We start from the raw sequence: 616 nt of genomic DNA, 5'->3' as shown, positions 1-616 counted from the left end.
AGAKGTGTATAAGAGACAGGCTGAATCTGTACAGGATACGATTAATGCGGCGAAGGACGCCATCGTACATCAGCAAGAGAAGATCACACGTGTTGAGGTCGAACTAGAAGCAGCGCTGGCAGAGGGACACGCGGCCTCGTGGGAGCGGGTATGTGATGAAGCGCGGGCCGTCTGCGCTGACCTAGAGGCCGCGCGGGTGGCCTATCTGGCAGCGTCGAAGAAACTCGACGCTGGGCATCAGTCAGCGAAGCCCGGAGAGTTGTCCCCGACTGACGTGAATACGCACTACGCGCCAGACTTCGCTAACACGTGGCGGAGACCATACGACATTGCAACGGGCTAGGATCTCTCAGCATGGCAACGCGAACTAGAGCCGGTCCGTGAGCAAGCAATCGCATGGCGAAATACTCTCGAAGAAAATCCCGAAGCAAAGTCACCTTTCGTTGCATCGGGATTCTGAAACGTGGAAAAACTAAACCCGCTCATTCAACTGAATCTAGCTGGGCGGCGGACCAGAAGAAGTAAGCGGGTTTATCTAAACTTTATGGAGGCTAAAGAAATGGCTTTTTCAAGTAACCTGACCGCCAATGAAACCGACGGAGTACATGCATAATAG

At 53.5% G+C, this 616-nt stretch carries 1 protein-coding gene; it reads left to right on the top strand.

The window, feature by feature from the left end; all coding sequences use genetic code 11:
- A partial coding sequence (locus KP708_RS15455) for a hypothetical protein (protein WP_215757247.1) occupies positions 1 to 343 on the top strand: 343 nt, incomplete at its 5' end.
- Positions 344 to 616 lie beyond the last annotated feature (273 nt).

This window comes from Gluconobacter sp. P5H9_a, from assembly GCF_018812085.1.
In the GTDB taxonomy this organism is placed as follows: domain Bacteria; phylum Pseudomonadota; class Alphaproteobacteria; order Acetobacterales; family Acetobacteraceae; genus Gluconobacter.
This window is presented reverse-complemented; position numbering and strand designations above follow the sequence as displayed.